This is a genomic window from Acinetobacter sp. TG2027, assembly GCF_000302435.1.
GTDB lineage: Bacteria > Pseudomonadota > Gammaproteobacteria > Pseudomonadales > Moraxellaceae > Acinetobacter > Acinetobacter pittii.
In genome coordinates this window covers 71108-92789 of sequence record NZ_AMJN01000024.1, presented here as the reverse complement: position 1 = coordinate 92789, position 21682 = coordinate 71108, and the positions used below count along the sequence as shown (strand labels likewise).

At 39.4% G+C, this 21682-nt stretch carries 21 protein-coding genes, 4 tRNA genes and 1 pseudogene; 3 read left to right on the top strand and 23 right to left on the bottom strand.

Features of this window, described 5'->3' with window-relative positions; translation table 11 throughout:
* The 19 genes and pseudogenes from B806_RS19285 to B806_RS0106075 form a co-directional block, all read right to left on the bottom strand.
* Window positions 1-66: pseudogene (locus B806_RS19285) on the bottom strand (elongation factor Tu); the annotation flags it as partial.
* A gap of 147 nt (window positions 67-213) precedes the next feature.
* Window positions 214-288: transfer RNA gene (locus B806_RS0106160), tRNA-Thr, on the bottom strand.
* Window positions 289-301: 13 nt separating this feature from the next.
* A tRNA-Gly gene (locus tag B806_RS0106155) sits at window positions 302-377 on the bottom strand.
* 37 nt (window positions 378-414) lie between these two features.
* Window positions 415-498: transfer RNA gene (locus B806_RS0106150), tRNA-Tyr, on the bottom strand.
* A 54-nt stretch (window positions 499-552) separates the two neighbouring features.
* A tRNA-Thr gene (locus B806_RS0106145) sits at window positions 553-628 on the bottom strand.
* A gap of 98 nt (window positions 629-726) precedes the next feature.
* Window positions 727-2220 (bottom strand): anthranilate synthase component I, encoded by a 1494-nt coding sequence (gene trpE / locus B806_RS0106140; protein WP_017402756.1) that lies wholly within the window; start codon window positions 2218-2220, stop codon window positions 727-729.
* A 108-nt stretch (window positions 2221-2328) separates the two neighbouring features.
* Window positions 2329-2997, bottom strand: a complete 669-nt coding sequence (locus tag B806_RS0106135) for a phosphoglycolate phosphatase (RefSeq protein ID WP_005079407.1) — start codon at window positions 2995-2997, stop codon at window positions 2329-2331.
* 66 nt (window positions 2998-3063) lie between these two features.
* A complete protein-coding gene (locus tag B806_RS0106130; protein ID WP_017385886.1) occupies window positions 3064-3690 on the bottom strand; it encodes an FHA domain-containing protein in 627 nt (208 codons plus the stop codon).
* A gap of 40 nt (window positions 3691-3730) precedes the next feature.
* Entirely contained in the window at window positions 3731-6007 is a 2277-nt protein-coding gene (gene gspD / locus B806_RS0106125; RefSeq protein WP_017385885.1) for a type II secretion system secretin GspD, read from the bottom strand.
* 41 nt (window positions 6008-6048) lie between these two features.
* On the bottom strand, window positions 6049-6885 hold the full coding sequence (locus B806_RS0106120) for a type II secretion system protein N (RefSeq protein ID WP_005079413.1): 837 nt from the start codon (window positions 6883-6885) through the stop codon (window positions 6049-6051).
* Window positions 6885-7628 carry a type II secretion system protein N gene (gspN, locus tag B806_RS0106115; RefSeq protein WP_002121195.1) on the bottom strand — a complete coding sequence of 248 codons (744 nt, stop codon included), beginning with the start codon at window positions 7626-7628 and terminating at the stop codon, window positions 6885-6887. The genes B806_RS0106120 and gspN overlap by 1 nt, the downstream gene beginning before the upstream one ends.
* A 334-nt stretch (window positions 7629-7962) precedes the next feature.
* The gene (locus tag B806_RS0106110; protein ID WP_000801427.1) at window positions 7963-8289 is read right to left on the bottom strand and encodes an H-NS histone family protein; all 327 of its coding nucleotides are present in this window, start codon (window positions 8287-8289) and stop codon (window positions 7963-7965) included.
* Between the two features lie 194 nt (window positions 8290-8483).
* Entirely contained in the window at window positions 8484-8924 is a 441-nt protein-coding gene (locus B806_RS0106105) for a thioesterase family protein (RefSeq protein WP_002121251.1), read from the bottom strand.
* Window positions 8925-8931: 7 nt separating this feature from the next.
* On the bottom strand, window positions 8932-10125 hold the full coding sequence (locus B806_RS0106100; RefSeq protein WP_017385883.1) for a membrane protein: 1194 nt from the start codon (window positions 10123-10125) through the stop codon (window positions 8932-8934).
* Window positions 10126-10134: 9 nt separating this feature from the next.
* Window positions 10135-10977: a hypothetical protein gene (locus B806_RS0106095; protein ID WP_017385882.1), complete on the bottom strand. Its 843-nt coding sequence runs from the start codon at window positions 10975-10977 to the stop codon at window positions 10135-10137.
* Between the two features lie 8 nt (window positions 10978-10985).
* The gene (locus tag B806_RS0106090; protein WP_017385881.1) at window positions 10986-11753 is read right to left on the bottom strand and encodes a uroporphyrinogen-III synthase; all 768 of its coding nucleotides are present in this window, start codon (window positions 11751-11753) and stop codon (window positions 10986-10988) included.
* A gap of 3 nt (window positions 11754-11756) precedes the next feature.
* Complete coding sequence (hemC, locus tag B806_RS0106085; RefSeq protein WP_193786211.1) at window positions 11757-12674, bottom strand: hydroxymethylbilane synthase; 918 nt, start codon at window positions 12672-12674, stop codon at window positions 11757-11759.
* Between the two features lie 100 nt (window positions 12675-12774).
* Window positions 12775-13515, bottom strand: a complete 741-nt coding sequence (locus tag B806_RS0106080) for a LytTR family DNA-binding domain-containing protein (RefSeq protein WP_017385879.1) — start codon at window positions 13513-13515, stop codon at window positions 12775-12777.
* A gap of 60 nt (window positions 13516-13575) precedes the next feature.
* The gene (locus B806_RS0106075) at window positions 13576-14715 is read right to left on the bottom strand and encodes a histidine kinase (protein ID WP_017402755.1); all 1140 of its coding nucleotides are present in this window, start codon (window positions 14713-14715) and stop codon (window positions 13576-13578) included.
* Between B806_RS0106075 and argH the strand changes: the two genes are divergently transcribed.
* Both argH and B806_RS0106065 read left to right on the top strand, forming a co-directional pair.
* The gene (gene argH, locus B806_RS0106070; RefSeq protein WP_002121138.1) at window positions 14706-16139 is read left to right on the top strand and encodes an argininosuccinate lyase; all 1434 of its coding nucleotides are present in this window, start codon (window positions 14706-14708) and stop codon (window positions 16137-16139) included. The two genes, B806_RS0106075 and argH, sit on opposite strands and share 10 nt — an antisense overlap.
* Window positions 16140-16148: 9 nt before the next feature.
* Window positions 16149-16418 (top strand): oxidative damage protection protein, encoded by a 270-nt coding sequence (locus B806_RS0106065; RefSeq protein WP_000089995.1) that lies wholly within the window; start codon window positions 16149-16151, stop codon window positions 16416-16418.
* 306 nt (window positions 16419-16724) lie between these two features.
* On the opposite strand, the gene phoU is transcribed toward B806_RS0106065, so the two are convergent.
* The 4 genes from phoU to B806_RS0106045 form a co-directional block, all read right to left on the bottom strand.
* Window positions 16725-17447 carry a phosphate signaling complex protein PhoU gene (phoU, locus tag B806_RS0106060; protein ID WP_000075183.1) on the bottom strand — a complete coding sequence of 241 codons (723 nt, stop codon included), beginning with the start codon at window positions 17445-17447 and terminating at the stop codon, window positions 16725-16727.
* A gap of 105 nt (window positions 17448-17552) precedes the next feature.
* On the bottom strand, window positions 17553-18884 hold the full coding sequence (locus tag B806_RS0106055) for a TolC family outer membrane protein (RefSeq protein WP_014208186.1): 1332 nt from the start codon (window positions 18882-18884) through the stop codon (window positions 17553-17555).
* A 95-nt stretch (window positions 18885-18979) separates the two neighbouring features.
* A complete protein-coding gene (locus B806_RS0106050; RefSeq protein WP_017385877.1) occupies window positions 18980-19885 on the bottom strand; it encodes an EamA family transporter in 906 nt (301 codons plus the stop codon).
* Window positions 19878-20459: a TetR/AcrR family transcriptional regulator gene (locus B806_RS0106045; RefSeq protein WP_005804086.1), complete on the bottom strand. Its 582-nt coding sequence runs from the start codon at window positions 20457-20459 to the stop codon at window positions 19878-19880. Before B806_RS0106045 ends, B806_RS0106050 begins: the two co-directional genes overlap by 8 nt.
* A gap of 107 nt (window positions 20460-20566) precedes the next feature.
* Between B806_RS0106045 and B806_RS0106040 the strand changes: the two genes are divergently transcribed.
* Complete coding sequence (locus B806_RS0106040) at window positions 20567-21649, top strand: hypothetical protein (RefSeq protein ID WP_017385875.1); 1083 nt, start codon at window positions 20567-20569, stop codon at window positions 21647-21649.
* The last annotated feature ends 33 nt before the right edge of the window (window positions 21650-21682 follow it).

Sequence of the window (21682 nt, the reverse complement as noted above, 5' to 3'; positions counted from 1 at the left end):
GTCAACGTGACCGATTGTGCCCACGTTTACGTGTGGCTTATTACGTTCAAACTTAGCCTTAGCCATGTTTATAGTCCTCGTTTACGTCGAACACAATTCTGAGCAAAAACTCAGCATCGACATATCGCCTAAAAAATCAAACACCCAATACTTGAAAAGCAGACTAATAAGCCTGCTTTTTAAATCTTTGTAGAAAATCTACTAAACTGTATCTGGAGCTCTTATCGAGATTTGAACTCGAGACCTCTCCCTTACCAAGGGAGTGCTCTACCACTGAGCTATAAGAGCGATTATCCTTCGATGGAGCGGGAGACGAGGATCGAACTCGCGACATGCAGCTTGGAAGGCTGCCGCTCTACCAACTGAGCTACTCCCGCACTGTGTTGGTATATATACCACTTCAATCGAAGTTAATGGTGGTGAGAGAAGGATTCGAACCTTCGAAACTTTCGTAGCGGAGTTACAGTCCGCCCCCTTTGACCGCTCGGGAATCTCACCATATCACACTTATTTCAGTGTTGTTCTTTACTTCACAACTACACACCTTTAAGATGGTGCCGGCACACGGATTCGAACTGTGGACCTACTGATTACAAGTCAGTTGCTCTACCAACTGAGCTATGCCGGCTCTTCTTAGTGTTTCGTACGTTTCGTATCGGAACGGTGTGCAGTTTAGCAAAACTTCCAAACGATGCAAGCGGTTTTTTAAAAAAAACCGCTAAAAACTCATAAAATCAATCCGTTTGATGATAATTCAACCGCTTTGATCACTGCGCGAGCTTTTATTTGCGTTTCATTCCATTCAGATTCAGGATTTGAGTCTGCAACTAGGCCTGCTCCAGCCTGCACATAGACCTTTTTATCTCGAATAACACAAGTACGGATTGCAATCGACATATCCATTTCGCCGTGCCATCCTAAATATCCCACTGCCCCACCAAACACACCTCTTTTCACAGGCTCAACTTCATCAATAATTTCCATTGCACGAATTTTTGGTGCACCCGATAAAGTACCTGCTGGGAAAGTTGCTTTAAATACATCTAGCGCATCGATATCGTCACGAACTTCGCCTTGCACATTTGAGACAATGTGCATGACATGTGAATAGCGTTCAATCACCATTTGATCCGTTACTTGGACCTTCCCTATTTTAGAAACTCGCCCAACGTCATTTCGACCAAGATCAATCAACATTAAATGCTCTGCGATTTCTTTTTCATCAGAAAGCAAATCTTTTTCTAGCGCAATATCTTCTTCTTTAGTTTTTCCACGAGGTCTGGTACCTGCAAGCGGACGTACTGTCGCAATACCATTTTCGAGGCGAGAAAGAATTTCTGGCGACGACCCTACAATATGGAATGGCTTTTTATCAGTAATCGTTTGCCCTTGTACCAAGAATAAATAAGGCGATGGGTTCAAATGACGTAAAGCACGATAAACCTGTAAAGCCTCCCCATCGAAATCAGAAACCATACGCTGCCCCGGAACAACCTGCATCACATCACCAGCACGTATATATTCTTTAACTTTTTCGACTGTCTCTAAGAATTTCGTTTTACCAGTAATTGATTCAAAATGTGGAGGTGTATGCGGCTTAGCTTGCAAACTAACTGGAGTAGCTAACAACTGTTCCAATTGATCTAATTTTTGCTGAGCGTCTTCATAAGCATTACTCTGCTCTGTATCCGCATGCACAATTAGAAATAAAGTATCTTTAAGGTTATCAAAAACAATGACTGTCTTTGATAGCATTAACCATAAATCCGGCAATGTAATTGGGTCAGCTGTAGGAACATTCTTTAAACGTGGCTCGATATAACGGACTGCATCATAGCCTAAATAACCCACTAATCCGCCAGTAAAACTCGGTAAGTTTGGCAAGAGCTCAGCAGATGGCACTTTAAATTGCTTCTGAAATTCACGAATATACTGAAATGGGTCTTGGCAATCTTGTTGTGTAATTGAGCCATCAGCATGTTGTATAGACAGAACACCTGCATTACATGAGAAAACCGTCGACTCACCTAAACCAATCATAGAATAGCGCGCCCAATTTTCGCCACCTTCGACTGACTCAAATAAATAAGCTTGCGTGTGGTCTTTAAAACGAGCGAACACAGATAAAGGGGTTTCTGTATCTGCTAAGCGTTGGCGATAAACTGGAATCGTGTTGTAACCAGCAGCCTTGAGTTGCTCAAATTGCGCTAATGTTGTCATGAATTTTCTCTAATATGGTTTCGATTTAAAAGTGTGTTTTTCTAGATTCGGTTTAGACACGCCATCGAAAAACCATACGCTTATTCATTCTGATCTCCATTTCATTCATTAGATAATTAACTCAGCAAGACTATCAACAACTTGCTGAGGTTGGCAATCATAGATATTTTCTCCATGATTATAGCCATAGCTAACCACAATACAATCAATTCCAGCACGACGCGCAGCCTCAATATCATTACTTGAATCGCCAATCATTAATGATTGTGAAGCAGATATTTTTAGGCTTTGCATACAATGCAATAATGGCAATGGATGAGGCTTTCTCTCTGGTAAGCTATCCCCACCAAGTACGACCTGAAAATATGGAGAGAGCTGTAAAGCATCAAGCAAACCTTGAGCAAGTTGTACAGGCTTATTGGTAACGCATGCCATTTGTATATTCAAAGTTTTACAATGTTTTAAAAACTCGGTTACACCAGGATAAATTTGAGTATTTACACAGAGTTCTACACTATATATATCAATAAATTTTTGTAATAAGACTTTGTGCTGTTCAGGATCTAATTTTCCAAAAATATGAAGCAGAACACTTTCACAGAGTTTTGAAGCTCCTTTACCCACCCATTCTCGTATCTGAACTTCTGTTACCAATGGCCAACTTAGCGCCTCTAAACTTAAATTCATAGACCGATACAAATCAGCAGCAGAGTCAACCAACGTCCCATCTAGATCAAATAAAATTAAATCGCGCTTACTTAGTTGTGCAACAGACATCTTTTTTCTACTCAAAATTAAAAAGGCATGCGTTTAGCATGCCTTGATTGTAAAAGCAGCAACGGATTATTTAAAGAATAACCATGCCAATACAGCTAAAATTACTAAAATAATAATAGTGATTAAACCAACTGAGGCATTCTTCTGTTGCTCTTTTTCTTCTGCAACACGAGAAACCGGTTCATCAAAAGCGATAAGTGTTTGCTGTTGCGCATTAATATCCACACCTTCTGGAATAGGTGCAGGTTTTGGAATAGAAATATTCTGCGGCATACCATCGCGACGAACTTCGACTTCTGCAGCGCGCTCTGCAAGGCTCGGCATTCCTTGATCGCTTAAATCTGGGGAGGATGTCGTATTTACAGGTTCGGCTTCAATTTCAGGTAATTCCGTGATTTTCTGTGCAGGAGCCAATACAGAAAATTTAAAACTAGCAAACTGAACAATATCACCATCATGCAACTGCTTTTCTTGCTCAATACGAATATCGTTTACAAATGTGCCATTCGATGAATTAAGGTCTTGCACCCATAGCGCTTGATCTTTTAGAAGCAATGCAGCATGGCGACGTGAAATTTCAGCAGCTTGTAACAATACATCGGCATCTTGATGACGCCCTACCAACATATCACGATCAACATTAATTTCTTGGCCAGTAATTTCACCAGTAATTGCTTGTAGTTTCCAAGTCATGCGTATGTCCTATTCATTTTTTATCAATCATAACATGCTACTACTGTGCTGTGCTTGGGCGCAGTGTCGTTGTTGTTACTGTATTTTTAGTACGATTAACTTCAGGATCAGGTAACTGTAAAGTTTGCTTTTGCACTGCTGGCTCTACGGCTACAGGTGTAGTTACCGTCGAGGTTTTTCCACCGGAAGGAACCTGTTGATAGTTTTTCGGCTGAGAGGCAATACTAGGTGGTGTCATCTTTTGATTATAGACATCATCAACTTGCTCAGGCAGTTTTGCAAAATTGCCGTTTTTATCCATAGCCAATTGCAAGCTATAAAGCTGGCTATAGCGCTGCTGAGACAAACGGCGCACATCATTTGCATCACCCACAATTGTTGGATGGATAAAAACAAGAAGGTTACGTTTTACATTACTTCTATTATCTGAGCGGAATAATCGACCAACATAGGGAATACTACTTAATCCAGGTATACCTTGTCTTGAAAGTGACGTGTCATCCGACACCAAACCACCAAGCACTACTGTCTGTCCATGCTCAGCCAAAACAGCAGTTTTAATGGCACGTTTACTTGTCACCAAATCAGCCGCTTGTCCACGACTGTCTTGAACAGCAGAGACTTCTTGTTCTACTTCCAGACGAACTGTACCGCCTTCACCGATATGTGGAACGACTTTTAATGTCACACCGACATCTTTACGTTCAACCGTGGTGTATGGGTTAATACCTGTACTGTTTGTAGTGACCGATCCTGTTACAAAGGGAACGTTCTGACCAACAACAATATACGCCTCTTCATTATCCATCGTCACAATGGATGGTGTCGAAAGCAAATTTGATTTGGTATTAGTTTTAAGTGCTTGAATTAATGCACCATAAGCCTTACGAGAATTCTCAAAATTACCCAGAGCCAAGGTTGCCCCATTACCTTTATTAGCGCCACCAGCAATAGCTGATGCAGCCCCAGCTGAACCACCCGATAAATAACCAGCAGCAATAGAAGATAAACTAGCACCTACATTACTAAAGCTCAGCAAACCAATCCCACTAGATAAATCACCTAGTGCCCATTGAATACCAAGTTGATCTGCATCATCTCCTGACACTTCGATAATTGCAGCTTCAATCAGAACTTGCTGACGGCGAACATCAAGCTGCTGAATAGCAGATTCAATTTCGCGCATTAATTGAGGATCTGCCTTAACCACTAACGAGTTTTGGGCATTATCCGCAATAATACTCACACCATTTTGGCTAAAGCTAGAGATACTGTTCTGATTATTATTGTTCGAATTACCGTTTAGATTAATAGATGGCGTAGAAATTGAGCTACCATTTGAACCAGAGGTATTTGAACTAGAATTCTGGTTATTACCCATCAAATTATTGATCGGATTCGATGAATTAGAAGAACTGTTATTACTATTTGACGAAGAAACAGCTTGTCCTGTTACGAGGCCTTGCAAAATCTCAGATAAATTTTTTGCACTTGCATATTTCAATCGAAAAACTTTTAAACCACCTAAACGGTCGGCCGAAGGCACATCCAGCATTTCAATCATGTGGCGAATGCGCTTACGCGTTTCAGGATCACCCTTAACTAAAATACGATTTGTTCGATTGTCTGCAATAATACGGATCCGTGCACCATTAAAATCTTTAGATACTCCCGTAGCACTCATTGCCTCTAGTTGAGTAATGATTTCTTCCGCTTGGCTCGATTGAAGACCTATTGCCTCAATATCATTCTGGCCAGTACCATCTAAATTACGAATAATATTTTCAAGTTGATAAATATTTGCCGCACGGTCCGAAACAATCAGTGCATTAGTCCCTGCAATTGCAGCCATATGTGCAAATTGCGGCATTAAGGGACGAAGTGCTGGAATTAAATCATTAGGATTGGTATTTTCAAGCCAAATGACTCGGGTAACAATCTGATCACCACGCAATTTATTTCGTGAATCGTAAGGAATTCCCGAATTTTTAACATTGCTATCTGGAACTAGCTTAATTGTGTTACCCGAAGGAATTGCCACCACTCCATTCACATTTAAGACCCCAAGGAATAGGTCGTAAACTTCATTTTTATTGAGGGGTTTATTCGATATTACTGTGACGTTACCACGCACTCGTGGATCTACTGCAAAGTTTTTACCCGTAATGTCTGCCACTTCATTAATAAAAGCAGTTAAGTCAGCATCACGTAAATTGATCTTCCATGTTTGGGCATAGACGCTGCTGCTCACTGTCGCAATCAATGGGGCTGCTGCAAGTAATGCCCAAAGTGGACGTTGATGATTCAATAAAGCCATAACTTGCGATAATTCCTAACTCTTATGGTGACGTGTTATCACTAAAAATTTTGTTGTATGGTCATCACTTGATCACCACGTTTTATTTCTATTTTCACTTGCCCAGCTCGACGAGCCTGTTCAAGCAACTGCACATCCGTTTGTCCCTGCCCAACCGTTTGACCGTTTAAAGAAACAATCCGATCACCCGGCCTTAAACCTAACTTATTTCGAAGCGCAGTGGGTGTACGTTCTGTAACTTCAAAACCTTCACCAGAGTTCCCACTAACGCCCATGTCACGCAGATATTGTTCACGGTTGCCTTGCATTTGCTGAATAGCCTGCCCTAACGCCTCTTGAGTCGTATTAACAGGTGCCGATGACTGAGGCGCAGTAGCAGTTGGCTGTGAAGCATCTGGCGTCATAGGTTGATATAAACCGTTTGGCAAACCTTTAAATTGGAGTTCACGAGTACTTCCATTACCTTGACGCAATATCACGTGATCCCAATAAACTTCTGCTAACTGATAAGAGGTAGAACCTATTGTTTCTCCTACACGATATCGGTCAGCAATATTATCTAGCTTAATAACAGCCGAAGAAAAACGGTTCGGATAGCCCAGCATTACGCCTTGTAATTCTAGGTTGACATTTTCCTGAGCCGCATTGGCTGAAGGTTCATTAAAAAGCGAAAAAGTACTAATGTTAGGAATTTGCGGCTGCTGTGATCCTAACTCGACTCGATCAAACTGCATCATTTGAGGAGGGGCAATTACCCACCAAAATAATGAAGCTAATTTCCAACACAACCATAAAACCAAAAAGGCAAATACAACTACACTTAACCGATCTAATTTTTGCCACTGTAATTGCTGTAATTTTTCAATCCATACTTTCATTAGTTACCCCCTTGTATTAAGGGTTGACGAGAACTAATGACAAACGTATCTAAACCAGCTTTTCCATCATAAGATGGAATATTAAGTAATAACCTTTGGGTAAGCTGTACATCAAGCATCATGTTGGCATCTAATAAGAGATTCGCCATTTTTTGACTGCGTTGATCACGTATATCAACTTGTAATTGTCCATTTTGATCCGTTAATTGCCCATTTAAAGAAGGCATATTCATACGGTCTTGACGATCACCAATATTATAAATTAAAGCACCACCACCCCAATGTAATTGACCATCAACTGCTGCGAACCCCTGCTCTTTCTTATAATTAAACTCAATATCTTTCAGCTGGATGCTGTTCGCAGGCCATTGCCAATTCACAATTTGTTTTAATGTTTCAGGTGCAACCTGACCATTCATAGCCTTTACAATTACTTTTTTCCCCACACCATAGCCCATTACCCCAGCTAATTGGGTATTTCCACTATGGATATCTACATCAGCAGCGAACCTTAATAAAAACAGGTCTAGAGGTCTAGTTTTCCAATGAATCGAGCCTCTCAAAGTACCACGCCGCCAATCTGCTTGGCCTTGCCAGATATTTCCACTTACATTGTGTAGAGTTTGATTATTCTTTGAAAATTTAGAAATAAGCCACGTCGCCGGGATCTGTAAAATAATAAAAATTAAAAATGCAATGAGGGCAAAAAACCACCACTTCCATTGCTTAGACTTTTTCTTCATTCAGCCTTACCAACATGCAAATTATCGTCCTTATTTTGAGAGTAGCTCCCTAGTCTGACATTATGCATACTTTTTCAACATCGCCAATTCACTTCATATAAAAAAACCAAGCAATGGGGCTTGGCTTCGGTATTGAGACTATAAGTTGAACGTATGACAAAATCATGAAAACTTGACGCTCAATGAACTAAATGCACATTTGATCTCAACAATTCATTTAAAGAGCAATTTAAACACTCAATTTTTTAAATAATATTTATAGCAAAATTTTGAGATATTTTTATCAATAAAAAAGCCAAGCAAATTTGCTTGGCTTTAAAAAATGGCAATTTGATTAGATTAAGAAATCTTCAAGTTTTGCGCCTTTTTCAATTTCAGCAACTAACCAGCGTGGTTGTTTACCGCGACCAGTCCAAGTCTCTTCAGCATTGTTTTTGTTGCGGTAACGAGGCTCAACAGATTTACGAGTTGTTTTCTTACGTTTTTGAGCACCAAACTCAAGAAGTTGTTCAACACTGAAACCTACATTTTCAGCAATCTCGATAATTTGATTATAAGCATCTTCGATTGCTTGATCTTTTTTACTTGCAATTAAAGCTTCTGCTTCTTCTTGTAAGCGTTTTAACTCTTCAACAGATAATTCACTGATATCCGGTTTCATTAATAAATACTCCAGTCTTACAGACAATTCAAAATAATACAGACAAAATTTAAAAACATAAAATCAAGACCAATATTATTTATAATCTATTCAATAAGCAATAGTTTGAAAGCCGTGTTCATCAGAATAACCAAAAAAATTACCTTTTAATTACATTACCAATTATAAATGAAATATATTTTATTAATATTTATTTAAGATAAATGTATTAAGTCATGCCCAACTGATTTTTCTAGCTCAATAATTTTTTGTTTTATTTCCTGTGGTATTTCACATTTTCGTTCTGTTAATTTATCAACGCATACCATAACAGCTTCACCAGTAGCGACTATTTGTTGTTGGGTTTCACTCCACAATATATAAGCCATACGGAATGCGCTATTACGGAGCTCTTCCACGCGAACACCAACTTTCAATACGTCAGGATAAAAAACAGGCTTTAAATATTTACACTGACTTGAAGCAACAACGGTATATAAATGTGGGGTTAATATATTGATTGCTTCCATATATAAAATACGTGAGCTTTCAATATATCGATAATACTGTACATTATTGACATGACCAAAAGCGTCCATATCTCCCCACGCTACTTTCTGTTCATATATTACTGGGTAGACAGACAGTTCTTTCATTTTTACCTCATATTTTAAACTTTAAAAAATTTGCATCATTTTCAAAGATTAGATTTAACTGCTTGATTAACACGTCATCTTCTTTAAGCGTAGACTTAATACGTAAATAGCTCATTAAAATATTATCTGGATATAATGATAATAATGTTTCAGCTTCTGTTTGACGTCCAGTTGCCATATAGACATGCCATTTTGCAAAGGTTAAAACTGGCAAATTCATATATTGATTTTCAAATTGAATAATTTTTTCTTCAACATCGGCATAGTCTGGAACTTGTTTAAGCAACTGCTGCTGAAACCATAGATAAAACACTTCTGGGTCAAACTGCTCTTTTAACAAATGTAGTGTTAAGGCCGCATGCTGCATGCTCATATCTGGCATACGTGCTAATAGTTTTAGCCATAACAACTTACTGCTATAAGGTCGAGTTTGAATTTCAGACTCTAAATCTAAATAACGTTGCTGCAAGGCATGTAAGTCATCGATAGAGGCTTGGTCAAATTGCTGAAGAAGCTGCTGCAACCATAAATCACGGTGTTCTGCATCTAGCAAACCGTATTTCATGGAACGTAAATATACCCATGGATGTTGCAGCGCTAATTGCCCCCATAAAGCCGTTAATCTTTGCTGGTAAGCAGTTTCTATTTCTTGTAACCACGGTGATAACTGATGTTGGTATAAAAACTCGAGATGAGTTAATGCACGATCGGCTTCATTTTCGGCTAAAAAGATTTCAATTCGTTGTAACTCTGCCAATTCAAATGCCATCGGTGGTGATTGATCGAGAGCAGCCAATGCTTTTGGATAGTCCCCACTTAAAACCAGAAACTTGGCATCAATAATATTTTTTAAAAGCCCTGATTGAGTAAAAACACGTTCAATAAATACACGTTGATCTTCTGCCGCTTCTAATAACCAAACAATACCTAATTGTTCATAGGGATGAAGGTTTTTAAACTGGAAGATATTTTCACTTTTTCTTTGTTCACGAGATGAATAACGTTTAATCCACAGCCACAAGAGTTGAGCAATAAAACTCATCACTACAAAAGTAAGAGTTAATCCCCAGACATTTGTTTGCAGCTGCAATTGTCGCCAGTAAATATAGACATACCCCATTCCATAGCCATAACTAAATAAAGCTAGGGCTGCAAAGAGTATTAAGCTGATTACGAAATAAACCCACAGGAGGTGTTTCATATATCCTCCTTATGAGCCGATTAGCCCAAGTGTAGAGAGTTTAGGAACAGGCACGATAGATAAATGTGCCACTTTAGCAATACGTTTTTTTAACTGCTGACTGGTTGCATCAGGCATTTCATCTAACTTTTGCATCACAGATTGCAACTCATTTTGATACTCAGTCATTTTTCCTTGATTGAGTGCCTGTTCGGCAATCAACAATCTTAATTGCACTTCTTTAAGCACAACGCTTCGACTCATTAAATTAATAGACGGCGTTTCTACTTTTTCTATACGGAACCACTTTTTCCACCAAGACACAGTCTCGGATTGATCCATTTCAAGTTTAGGCTGGGCTAAGGCTTGTTGAATATTCTTATCAATGTTCTGTAATAAATCATCGATTAATTGATGGCGTTGATTTTGAGCCAAAGTAAACTGTTGAACTGCCTGCTTATCCTGCTCGAGCGATTGATTCAAGCTATGCTGCAATGCAGGAGCAATTTCATAGTGTACGAGCGATTGCTGTAACTGATTTAATTGATCAACTGCATAAATCAACTGCTGCTGATCAATCGCAAATTGAATTAAATCTAACTTTTGTTTAATTAAAACTGTAGGTGCAATACCTGTCGGTAGAGCATTTGGTTGAACTACTGAACTCGCTTTATTCCCTGTACTTACGGGTTGATTCTGCAACTGTCGCTGTAAAGCAACCAATTGATCATTTAAATTGGCATAGTGCTGTTCTGATTGCAGCAGACTTTGTTTAAGCTCGGGAACAGTACGAGAAATTTGCCACATATCGTAACTGAGCTTAGCCAACCAAGCTACGCCCAGTAAAATGATGATAGAAACAAGTTTTCTCATACGAATCCTTATAATGCCTGAATGTGATGAATCATCCCCGAAGGCGATAAATTTTCAAGTTGAATAATGTGAAAATGAGTCTGTTGCTGATCGCGATACTCTTTAACAATTTGAAAAAGACGAGGTCCTAAAACCAGATATACACCATCAGGTTGTACATTATTTTTTGAACAAAGCTCTAACCAATATTTCCAGCTCGCTTCACTGGTAATTAAGACGAGCCATTTATTTAAATTATAATTTGAATTCTGTGTCAGATGTTTGAATGTAGAATATGAAGCTTCTGGGCACTGCCGATGATATAGAACAAAATTTAAAATCTGAATTCCTTGTTGTTGCAAAGTCTCCATCATAAATTGGCGTCCACCTTTTCCCCGCCAAAAAGCCACACTACCCGTCTGTTGCATATTGTGCAGAATAGGTAGGTTCAACATTCCCTCAGAAGTTTCAACATCTGGGATATGTGCTTCTATTCCATATTTGTTTAGACAATTGGCTGTTGCTTGCCCTACCGCAATCCACTGAATATTTTTTAAGTCGCTAATTTTTAAACCGCTTTTTACTAAATACTCCATACCCAATTCAACAGCAGTTGGGCTGACGACAACAATAGCTTGCGCCTTAACTAATTGTTGGTAAAGCTGAAGTAAGTGTTCGGAAAAGGGGGTAGCAACGAGCTCTAAAAGAGGTAAAGACTCAACCTGATAACCTTCATTTTGCAAAGCTTCTGTTAATTCAGCTGCACGCGAATCAGGTCGAGTATTAATAAACAGCATGGTTTAGTAGAGGGCCTTTAATAGCTCGCCAGCACCTTGATCAAGTAAGTTTCGAGCAAGGTTTTCGCCCAATTGATGAGCATTGCTGGCTTCATCTGTCAGTTCAGCACGTAATAATGTTTGGCCATCAGGGCTTCCAACACGACCTTCGATATGGATTTGACCATTTTGCAGTGTGGCATAACCTGCAATTGGGACCTGACAACCGCCTTCAAGATAGGCATTAAATGCACGTTCAGCACGTACACAAACATCAGTTTCTTCGTGTAATAAAGGTTGAATTAAAGCCAATACATCTTGGTCAACTGCACGGCACTCTAAACCCAATGCACCTTGTCCCACAGCAGGCAAACTAATATCTGGTGTCAAACAATGACGGATACGTTCTGACAAACCTAAACGCTTCAAACCAGCACTGGCCAGAATAATCGCATCGTATTGACCTTCATCTAGCTTCGCCAAACGTGTGCCAACATTTCCACGCAAGTCAATAATTTGCAAATCAGGACGTTGTTTTAAAATCTGAGATTTTCGACGCAAGCTTGATGTACCGACTTTTGCACCTTGAGGTAAATCAGCGAATGTTTCAAACCGATTTGAAACGAAAGCATCTAACGGATCTTCACGCTCACAAATCACTGCTAAAGTTAAACCTTCAGGCAAAGCCATTGGGACATCTTTCATTGAATGTACAGCTAAGTCTGCACGCCCATCTAAAAGTGCTGCCTCTAACTCTTTAACGAACAGCCCTTTACCCCCAATTTTTGCTAAAGGCGTATCTAAAATTTTATCGCCCTGCGTGACAAATTTAACCAATTCCACCGTTAAATCAGGGTGAAGCTCCTCTAAACGGGCACGAATATGTTCTGCCTGCCAAAGAGCAAGTGGGCTTTGTCGTGTAGCAATTTTCAAGGTTTTCATAAATTCAAGCATGGGCTGATCAAACAATACACCCTAAACTTAACTTGATCCCTTAAAATTGCAAGTAAAATCTCGCAAGTCCAAGATAACTCTTTTAAATTTAGAGCTGATGAATTCGCTCTCTAAGCGTAGACAAATGTCGACGGCTCACTGAAAGTCTTTCATCAAGGCCTCGTAATCTAACCTGATATTGCCCCGAACTGATCAGTTCCAGCCCATCTAAATATGCAACTGCAACCAATGCATTTCGATGAATACGAATAAACTGATCTGCGAATTCGGTTTCAAGCTCTTTTAATGTTTCATCTATTAATACACTGCCATTTTTATGTCTCACAGTGACATATTTCTGATCTGCTAAAAAGTAATAGATATTTTCAACAGGAATCAGTTCAACCCCGCGATAGGTTTTTGCGGCAATTTGATGACGCTGTGTTTTTAAATCTTGTAAAAGCTCAGAATTCGGTAATGCATTGAGCTGTGCTTGAGTAAGTTGGGTTAGCTGGTTTAAAGCTTGCTCAAGTTCAACCGGATCAATCGGTTTAAGAAGATATGCTTGAGCCTGAGCTTTAAAAGCTTCCAATGCGTGCTGATCGTAGGCGGTACAAAATACAATCGCAGGTCGAGGATTTAGCTGACTTAACTGTTCTGCACAGACAAGCCCATTCATACCTGGCATTTGAATATCAAGTAAGATTACATCCGGTTGATGAAGCCGTGCCTGTTCCAAGGCCTCCTGTCCATGATGAGCCGTTGATACAACCTCATGTCCCATCTTTGAAACTAAACGTGATAAACGCTCCACTGCAAGTGGTTCATCATCACAAATTAGCACCTTCATTCATCCTCCTTGTCACCGTTAACTTGGTCCATTTTTTTATGGTTAACTCTGACTGACTTATTATTTTGTTTGATATTGATAGCTCATAATAGTGGTATATAAAGCTTCACCTTTATAAACCTGAAATCTAACGGTGTTCCCATAATACGCTTTCAGGCGCTGCTTAACATTTTCAAGAGCGATTCCATGCCCTTTCCGTGAATTTATTGTATCGTCTGTATATGGGTTGGTAATGACTATACTGACCTGATTTTGCAATATTTCAACCAATACCCCTATGGTTGCTTTACCCATCATTGGTTCTACCCCATGAAAAATACTATTCTCTAACAAGGGTTGTAATGTCAATAAAGGAATAGTGATCTGTTTTAATTGCACAGATGAAAGCTCGATCTTCCAATCTACTTTTAAACGCTCCCCCAAACGGACCTGTTCAATCATTAAATATTGTTTACTCAGCTCGATTTCTTCATGCAGACTCACCAATTTTAATTCTTGGAAACTCGCGCGAAATAACCGCGACAAACTGATGAGCATGCTTTCTGCTTTATCTGGATCTATCGCAATTAAACTCACCACATTATTTAAACTATTAAATAAGAAGTGAGGGTGAATTCGTGCTTGCATGGCCTGAATACGGGCATTTAATTCGGCATATTGCTGATGCAACCATTGTTCCCTGACATATAAATAACGTAAGCAGAAAGCCCCGAGTAATATTCCATAGCTTAGATATAAAGGTACATTGGTAAAATAAACACTCCAGCCCTGCGTTAAAGAAGCATGTTTATTTAAAAGACCAAACTGAAAAAAATTACTCATTAAGGTGGTCAAAACAACAATACCTTGCAGCATGACAAAACCAATAGCCAAAGCAAATTCTTGACGCAAGCTGCTAAAAAAACCTTGAAAGCGTTCAACCAATGCAAAAAAGGACAATATTACCCAGTTAATAAAAATGATGTATTGAAAAAGCCTTCCCCCGCTTAAGGCTTGCCAAGACTGCGCTTCAGCCAATGCCAAGACCAGTGCCAAAACATTACTTGCGATAATTAATTCGAATAAGTGTTGCCAACGCCCGCTTTTCGTAAAAAAATAGGAGGAATTTTGATTTCGGTATGCTGTAGGAAACAACTTTGTTTGTTGAGCTTCGGCAAGTGATATACTCTTTTTTATTTTACTGAGCCACCATGACCACATCTTCAAATCCCCCTAATTCAGTAACCCCAGACCAAACCTCAGGTATGTGGGGTGGTCGTTTTTCTGAAGCGACGGACGCTTTTGTAGCCGAATTTACCGCCTCTGTTCAGTTTGACCAACGTTTTTATAAGCAAGACATCGCTGGTTCGATTGCGCATGCTACCATGCTTGCGAAAGTTGGCGTACTCACAGAAGCAGAACGCGATGACATTATTGAAGGTTTAAGCACCATTCGCTCAGAAATTGAGGCTGGAAACTTTGAGTGGCGCATCGATCTTGAAGATGTTCACATGAACATTGAATCACGTTTGACTCAACGTATTGGCATTACAGGTAAAAAATTACACACAGGCCGTAGCCGTAACGATCAGGTTGCAACTGATATTCGTCTTTACCTGCGCGACGAAATTGATGATATTTTAAAATTATTAGAACGTTTACAAAAAGGCTTGTTAGGCTTGGCTGCCAAAAATGTAAATACAATTATGCCGGGCTTTACACACCTACAAACTGCTCAGCCTGTGACTTTTGGTCATCACTTGTTAGCATGGTTTGAAATGTTAGTACGTGACACTGAACGTCTTCAAGACTGCCGTAAACGTGTTAACCGCATGCCACTTGGTTCAGCTGCTCTTGCTGGTACAACTTATCCGATTGACCGCGCATATACAGCAGAACTTTTAGGTTTTGAAGCTGTATCTGAAAACTCTCTTGATGCTGTATCTGACCGTGACTTTGCCATCGAATTTAATGCGGCGGCTGCACTCATCATGATGCATTTATCACGTATGTCAGAAGAGCTCATTCTTTGGACTTCTGCACAGTTCAAATTTGTGAATATTCCTGACCGCTTCTGTACTGGTTCTTCAATCATGCCACAGAAGAAAAATCCGGATGTTCCAGAACTTATTCGTGGTAAATCTGGCCGTGTATTTGGTGACTTAATTAGCTTACTTACGCTCATGAAAGGTCAACCATTGGCATACAACAAAGATAACCAAGAAGACAAAGAACCTTTATTTGATGCAATCGATACGGTTCGTGGTTCACTCATGGCATTTGCAGACATGATTCCTGCATTGGTTCCAAATATTGAAATCATGCGTGAAGCTGCTCTTCGTGGATTCTCAACTGCAACTGACCTTGCTGACTACTTAGTGAAAAAAGGCGTTGCGTTCCGTGATGCGCATGAAATTGTAGGTAAAGCAGTAGCATTAGGTGTTGCAGAAGAAAAAGATTTATCTGAACTCACACTTGAGCAATTACAGCAATTCTCTGACTTAATTACAGCAGATGTATTTGATAAAGCCTTAACTTTAGAAGCTTCTGTAAATGCACGTGATCATATTGGTGGAACTTCTCCAAAACAGGTTGAAGCTGCAATTGCGCGTGCCCATACACGTTTAGAACAGTTATACGCTTAAGGATAAAACATGAGTCGCCAAGTATTTTGCCGTAAATATCAAAAGGAAATGGAAGGTTTAGACTTCGCTCCTTTCCCAGGTGCTAAAGGTCAAGATTTTTTTGAAAATGTTTCTAAACAAGCATGGCAAGAATGGTTACAGCATCAAACTACGCTCATTAATGAAAAGCGTTTAAACGTGTTTGAACCAGAAGCGAAAAAATTCCTTGAAGAACAACGTGAGAAATTCTTCAATAATGATGAAAGCGTAGAAAAAGCTGAAGGCTGGAAACCAGAATAATCGGTTTGTTTTAGCTTACTCATCATTAAAAAGGCGGGTCTATATACATAGATCCGCCTTTTTTTACGTGAAACTTACACAAACATAAAAAGCCTTACATAGAGCGCACAGGACTCTACATGACATCAAAAAGCGAAGAACTTAATATCACTCTATAGCAAGAAGAACACGATCCCTGTCGTGTTTATGCACTTGATTTTCTGTCCTGAACTTCCCCCCAAAGTTCGGGACATTTTTTTATCTATTATTTTGTAAAAACAAAAAAGCCTTGTTTTAAACAAGGCCTTTAAATATTTCAGCTCAAGATTACTTTTCGTGGACTTTGGCTTCAATTTCTTCAATTTTGGTATGACGAGCATCAAAGCCTTTCGCCATATAAATCACTTGCTCAGCAATGTTACGTGCATGATCGCCAATACGCTCTAATGAACGTAAAACCCACATGACATTAATCACACGAGCAATATGGCGCGGGTCTTCAATCATATAGGTCATTAACGTACGTGTTGCTGATTGATATTCACGGTCAATGTCAGCATCCGCTAAAAGTACACGTAAAGCTTGATCTGCATCTAAACGTGCAAAAGCGTCAAGTGCATCATGAATCATGACACGAACTTGGTTACCAATATGACGTGTTTCCATGTAGCCACGCGGTGACCCGCCCTCTTCACACAGGTTTTGTGCAATACGGGCGATTTTTGCTGCTTCATCACCAATACGCTCAAGGTCAGTATTGGCTTTGCTCATGGCAATAACCATACGCAAATCAATCGCTGCCGGATGACGACGCGCCAAAATCAACGTTAAGCCTTCATCAATATCACGTTCATATTGATTGACTGCATTATCTTTAAATTGAACATCAATCGCTAAATTTGCGTCAGTATCAAGTAAAGAATGGATTGCATTTGCAACCTGCTGTTCGACCAAGCCACCCATGGTCATAAACTTTGTGTTTACATCTTGCAAATCTTCATTAAATTGAGAAGAAATATGATGGCTTAACACCGGATTACTCGGACTCAAGGGAAGCCTCCAACATGATGGCGCGGGAATAAAATGATTGAGCATTAAAACACAGCAATCATTAAGTTTTTATGACAAAATTAAATTTCAGATAAAAGCATTTAATTACTGATAAGTTAACCAGCTATTAAGCTCAACCAGATCCTTTTCACCTAACTGGCCTACCGCAGCTTTTAAACGAAGCACATTCAATAAATAGTCATACTGAGCATTAAGATAATCCTGTTTTGCAGAAAAAGCATTACGCTGCGCCAATAAAACATCAACCATACTTTTTAAGCCTTCGTTATAACTCGCTTTTGAAGCTTGAGAAACTAAAGAAGAGGAATCCATTGCAGCCTTTCTTGCTTCAAGTTTGGCTTGATCCGTGTCTACCTGCATAAAGGCACTTTTCACATCGACATTGGCACGGCGAATGGCTGCATCAAGTTGTGCCTGCGCTTTACTGACTTCTACAGTGGCTTTTTTAATTGATGTTCGGGTCCGTCCACCATTAAATAGATTCCAGTTCATTTCTACCCCGACCTGATCAAATTTTCCGTCAGTCGAAATGAGTGTCTCTGGTGTTTGTTTAGTATAGCCATAACTTGCTACGGCATCTATTTGAGGATAAAGCGCTGCCTTTTCGACACGGCGCTGATCTTCACTATATTTTTGCTGTAAACGGGCTTGCTGGATCTTTAAGTTTTTTTGCTGGGCCAAAGAAAGCCAGTCATTAAGTTCTGCCGGATAAGGCTTTTGAAAATTAAAATCACTGCGCAGTACAGCGAGTTTATCTTGATAAGAACCAATATATTCAGAAAGCTGCTCTTGGGCTAAAAGTAATTGAACATTGGTTGAAATACGATTGGCTCTGGCATTTTGATATTGAGCATTTGCTTCACTTACATCACTACGTGCCACCAACCCTTCTTTGAGTTTGGCATTCATCATATTGAGCTGTTCAAGCAAAGCCTTTTCTTCTTGTAAGTATGCAACACTCAGTGCCTGCTGACGCAACACATTAAAATAGGCTTCTGCCACATTTAAAACATGATCTTGTTTTTGCAGTCTTAAGGTAATTTCACTTAAGGCAACCGAAGTTTTAACTTGCTTATAACCTTCCCAAGCATCCATTCGAAATAATGGCTGACGCGCAGTGAGAGTGGCTTGTCGAGTCGTTGATGTATTACTTACCAAAGCATCTGACAGGCCTTCTTGATCAACACCCGGAAAGTTTGAACGTTTTACAGTTTGTCGATTACGGGTAATGTTTCCAGACAATGTGACAGTGGGTAATAATGCCCCTGTTGCTAAGCCTAAGTTCAGTTGATCTGCTTCATATTGTTGTTGATTGGCTTGCCACGTCGGGTCATTTTGTTTTGCGCGCTCATAAGCTTCAACCAAATCCAGAGCAAAACTCGAAGATGCAAAACTCCAAAGGCCAACAGCGACCATTAATTTTATTTTCATTGTTCAAATCAACGATAAAACTTGCCTTTAAGACTAAGAAAAATTCAAATCAAACTCAAGCCATTAAAAGTTTTAGTTTTTTAAGCGTTCTTAGTTTTTGACAATATTAAAATACAAATAAAAATCAAAAACATGCCTATCCAACCTACCCATGAAACATGCTCGCCAACCAAAACAATCGCAAAAATCGCAGCCACTAAAGGTTCAAATAAAGTTAGGGTGGTCGCTTTGCTGGCATTTACTGTTTTTAGACCAAATCCAAAAAGCAAATAACCCAAAAACATAGGAATCAGCATCATATAACCAGCCACAAGTAGATTAGTTGAGCTTTGTAGTAACCCTCCACCTGTAATCAACAAAGTAGGCAGTAAAATAATCGCTCCACCGCCCATAATCATACCCATTGCAGCTTTAGAGGCAACACCCCGATCTATTAATCTTTTTGCGGCCCATGAATAAAGTGAATAAGTTGTAGCTGCGACAAGCCCAAGAAAAATACCGAAGAATTTATTCCATTGATTTGTACTCTCTTGGATCGCATGACTTTCCCCCATCGATAACATACTTACACCAAGCACACCGCACACAAAACTTAGAAACCAGATAGCCGATAAAGCTTTGCGGTCAAAAAATCGCTCTAAAATTGCTGCTATTAATGGAGCGGTACCAATTGAAACCACGGTGCCAATCGTAATGCCCGCATAATGCATTGAGGAATAAAAAGCTAAAGGATAAATACCAACCGCCGCTACCCCTAAAAGCAGTATTGAAAGATTTTCCCTTATAAACTGACGGTTTTCGCGTATTGCTCGTGATGCAACCAAAGCTTGTAAAAGTCCTCCACCGCCCATCGCTACGGCACCAATAGCGAGTGGGCCAAGTGTCGGTGCAAATGCTGCCGCCGTACCTGTTGTTCCCCACAAAACAGAAGCAACCAAAATCGCAATTGTGCCCCCATAGCTACTATTTTTAATGAGGCTAATCATGTAGGCATTCTCTATTTAAAATATCTTCTGCCATTTGTTTTGCTAATAGAAGTTGACGACTGTTTCCTTCTAAGCCTGCTCGTGCCATAGAACCCTCTAAAAGAAAAGAAAGCTGCGTGGCCACATAGTTAACGCGCTGTGAGTCTGGTATTAATTTTTTTAAATGCTCAGCAACAATACCTTCCACTTCTTCTTTATGCTGCCTTACAGAACTACGGCCTGCACTATTCGCTGGAAACTCTGCGGCAGCATTCAATAACCCACAGCCTCGAAACCCTTTTTCGTAGGCAAATTCTGCATGGTCCTGATAGGCATCAAACACAGCCAAAATGGCTTCTTTAGCTGTGTTTGTTTTTGCTAAACGCTTTTGATAGAGATCGAGCCACTCTTGATGGCGTGCAGCAATATAGGCATCAACAAGATCGCCTTTTGAAGAAAAATTATTATAAAGCGACATCTTAGCGACATCGGCTTTAGCCGTAACTGAATTGATTCCTGTTGCCGTAATGCCATCGTTATAAAATAAGGTTGCCGCTGCATCGAGAATTTTCTGTCTTGCTGTTTTATCATTCATAGTTTTAATTTAAGTAGACCGACCTACCCAATAATAAAGATTTCTAACAATGATGCAATCTTTTTAAGCGTTATAATTTGAGCAATATTAATTTCTATAAAAGTAAAATGATGAAAAAAGTTCTAATGATGAGTATGTGCAGCGCACTACTTTTAGCTGGATGTAATAAAACATCAGAGCAAGATCAGGCTGTATCTAAAGAGCAAAAACCAACTGAGCAAAAGGCCACTCAAAAACAAGACAGTAGCTGCTTACAAATTATGGTAGCTATGCACACGATTAATCAAAACAGCAAAATAGAAGACTTAAATCAAATTAATGAAAAGCTTAAAACCTGTGTTCCTTCTTTAAAAAATCATGAGCAGCTTAAGCTGATTGATGCATCAACTGCCATGTATCAACGTTTTCTAAAACAAGACTACACTGAAAAAACAGGTAGAGCTTTTGAAGCATTTGGTTATGCCGTTTTAGAACAGAAACAAGACCTTAAAAAGGTTATTCAAAGTAAGAAAAAGCTCTTCGCCCAACTGAGCCCACGTGATCAATATTTACTTCAACATGAAGGGCAAGCCTACATTGACCTGCTTTATCAAGGCGAAGGCATGTTTACCTATCGACGCCAGCCAAGCTATTTAGTTGACGTTTTTTCTAAAGCCTTACCCGTTGACCAAAAAGAGTTTTTAACGCGTATGGCGAAAGACAATCAAAATATTTTTTATAACGATGGTGCTTTGGCTATTTCATGGAAAGAGCTCACTGAACGCGCATTGTTTTGGGAAAAATTTATTCAAAAATATCCAAAGAGCCACTTTATTAATGATGCCAAATTACTATTTAATGAATATCGTTATTTTATTTTCTTTGGCTTAGACAATACGCCCGTGTCAGATGAATATGCGCCGAATACGTGGTTTGATAAAGATGCTCTTCAACAAATTCGGTTTTTGTCTACACAAAATCAGTCGAGTCTAGCGAAACCCGCTCAACTGTTTCTTAAATTTATTGCTACGCCTATCGATGAGCGCAATAAGCAATTTAAAATAGATTTAACTGATAAAAATGGTGATAAAAAATCAAATTATCAGATGACTCATGAACAGCTTGAGCAGCTATTAAAATTTGATTCGCCATGGAACACGGAAGTCTATCGTGACTGCCATATGGATGCGGTTTGTATAGATACAAATTGACAATGCCAGCCAACCTAAAACATGTTAGTCTTT

Bases quoted from the DNA above. Each gene is read 5' to 3' on its own strand.
- B806_RS0106105 (WP_002121251.1), bottom strand. From the start codon at position 8,924: ATGAAAGAACTGTCTGTCTACCCAGTAATATATGAACAGAAAGTAGCG.
- B806_RS0106065 (WP_000089995.1), top strand. From the start codon at position 16,149: ATGAGTCGCCAAGTATTTTGCCGTAAATATCAAAAGGAAATGGAAGGT.
- B806_RS0106090 (WP_017385881.1), bottom strand. From the start codon at position 11,753: ATGCTGTTTATTAATACTCGACCTGATTCGCGTGCAGCTGAATTAACA.
- B806_RS0106100 (WP_017385883.1), bottom strand. From the start codon at position 10,125: ATGAAACACCTCCTGTGGGTTTATTTCGTAATCAGCTTAATACTCTTT.
- B806_RS0106135 (WP_005079407.1), bottom strand. From the start codon at position 2,997: ATGTCTGTTGCACAACTAAGTAAGCGCGATTTAATTTTATTTGATCTA.
- B806_RS0106040 (WP_017385875.1), top strand. From the start codon at position 20,567: ATGATGAAAAAAGTTCTAATGATGAGTATGTGCAGCGCACTACTTTTA.
- B806_RS0106130 (WP_017385886.1), bottom strand. From the start codon at position 3,690: ATGACTTGGAAACTACAAGCAATTACTGGTGAAATTACTGGCCAAGAA.
- B806_RS0106110 (WP_000801427.1), bottom strand. From the start codon at position 8,289: ATGAAACCGGATATCAGTGAATTATCTGTTGAAGAGTTAAAACGCTTA.
- B806_RS0106055 (WP_014208186.1), bottom strand. From the start codon at position 18,884: ATGGTCGCTGTTGGCCTTTGGAGTTTTGCATCTTCGAGTTTTGCTCTG.
- gspD (WP_017385885.1), bottom strand. From the start codon at position 6,007: ATGGCTTTATTGAATCATCAACGTCCACTTTGGGCATTACTTGCAGCA.
- B806_RS0106095 (WP_017385882.1), bottom strand. From the start codon at position 10,977: ATGAGAAAACTTGTTTCTATCATCATTTTACTGGGCGTAGCTTGGTTG.
- B806_RS0106080 (WP_017385879.1), bottom strand. From the start codon at position 13,515: ATGAAGGTGCTAATTTGTGATGATGAACCACTTGCAGTGGAGCGTTTA.
- B806_RS0106050 (WP_017385877.1), bottom strand. From the start codon at position 19,885: ATGATTAGCCTCATTAAAAATAGTAGCTATGGGGGCACAATTGCGATT.
- argH (WP_002121138.1), top strand. From the start codon at position 14,706: ATGACCACATCTTCAAATCCCCCTAATTCAGTAACCCCAGACCAAACC.
- B806_RS0106120 (WP_005079413.1), bottom strand. From the start codon at position 6,885: ATGAAAGTATGGATTGAAAAATTACAGCAATTACAGTGGCAAAAATTA.
- B806_RS0106045 (WP_005804086.1), bottom strand. From the start codon at position 20,459: ATGAATGATAAAACAGCAAGACAGAAAATTCTCGATGCAGCGGCAACC.
- trpE (WP_017402756.1), bottom strand. From the start codon at position 2,220: ATGACAACATTAGCGCAATTTGAGCAACTCAAGGCTGCTGGTTACAAC.
- gspN (WP_002121195.1), bottom strand. From the start codon at position 7,628: ATGAAGAAAAAGTCTAAGCAATGGAAGTGGTGGTTTTTTGCCCTCATT.
- B806_RS0106075 (WP_017402755.1), bottom strand. From the start codon at position 14,715: ATGTGGTCATGGTGGCTCAGTAAAATAAAAAAGAGTATATCACTTGCC.
- hemC (WP_193786211.1), bottom strand. From the start codon at position 12,674: ATGAAAACCTTGAAAATTGCTACACGACAAAGCCCACTTGCTCTTTGG.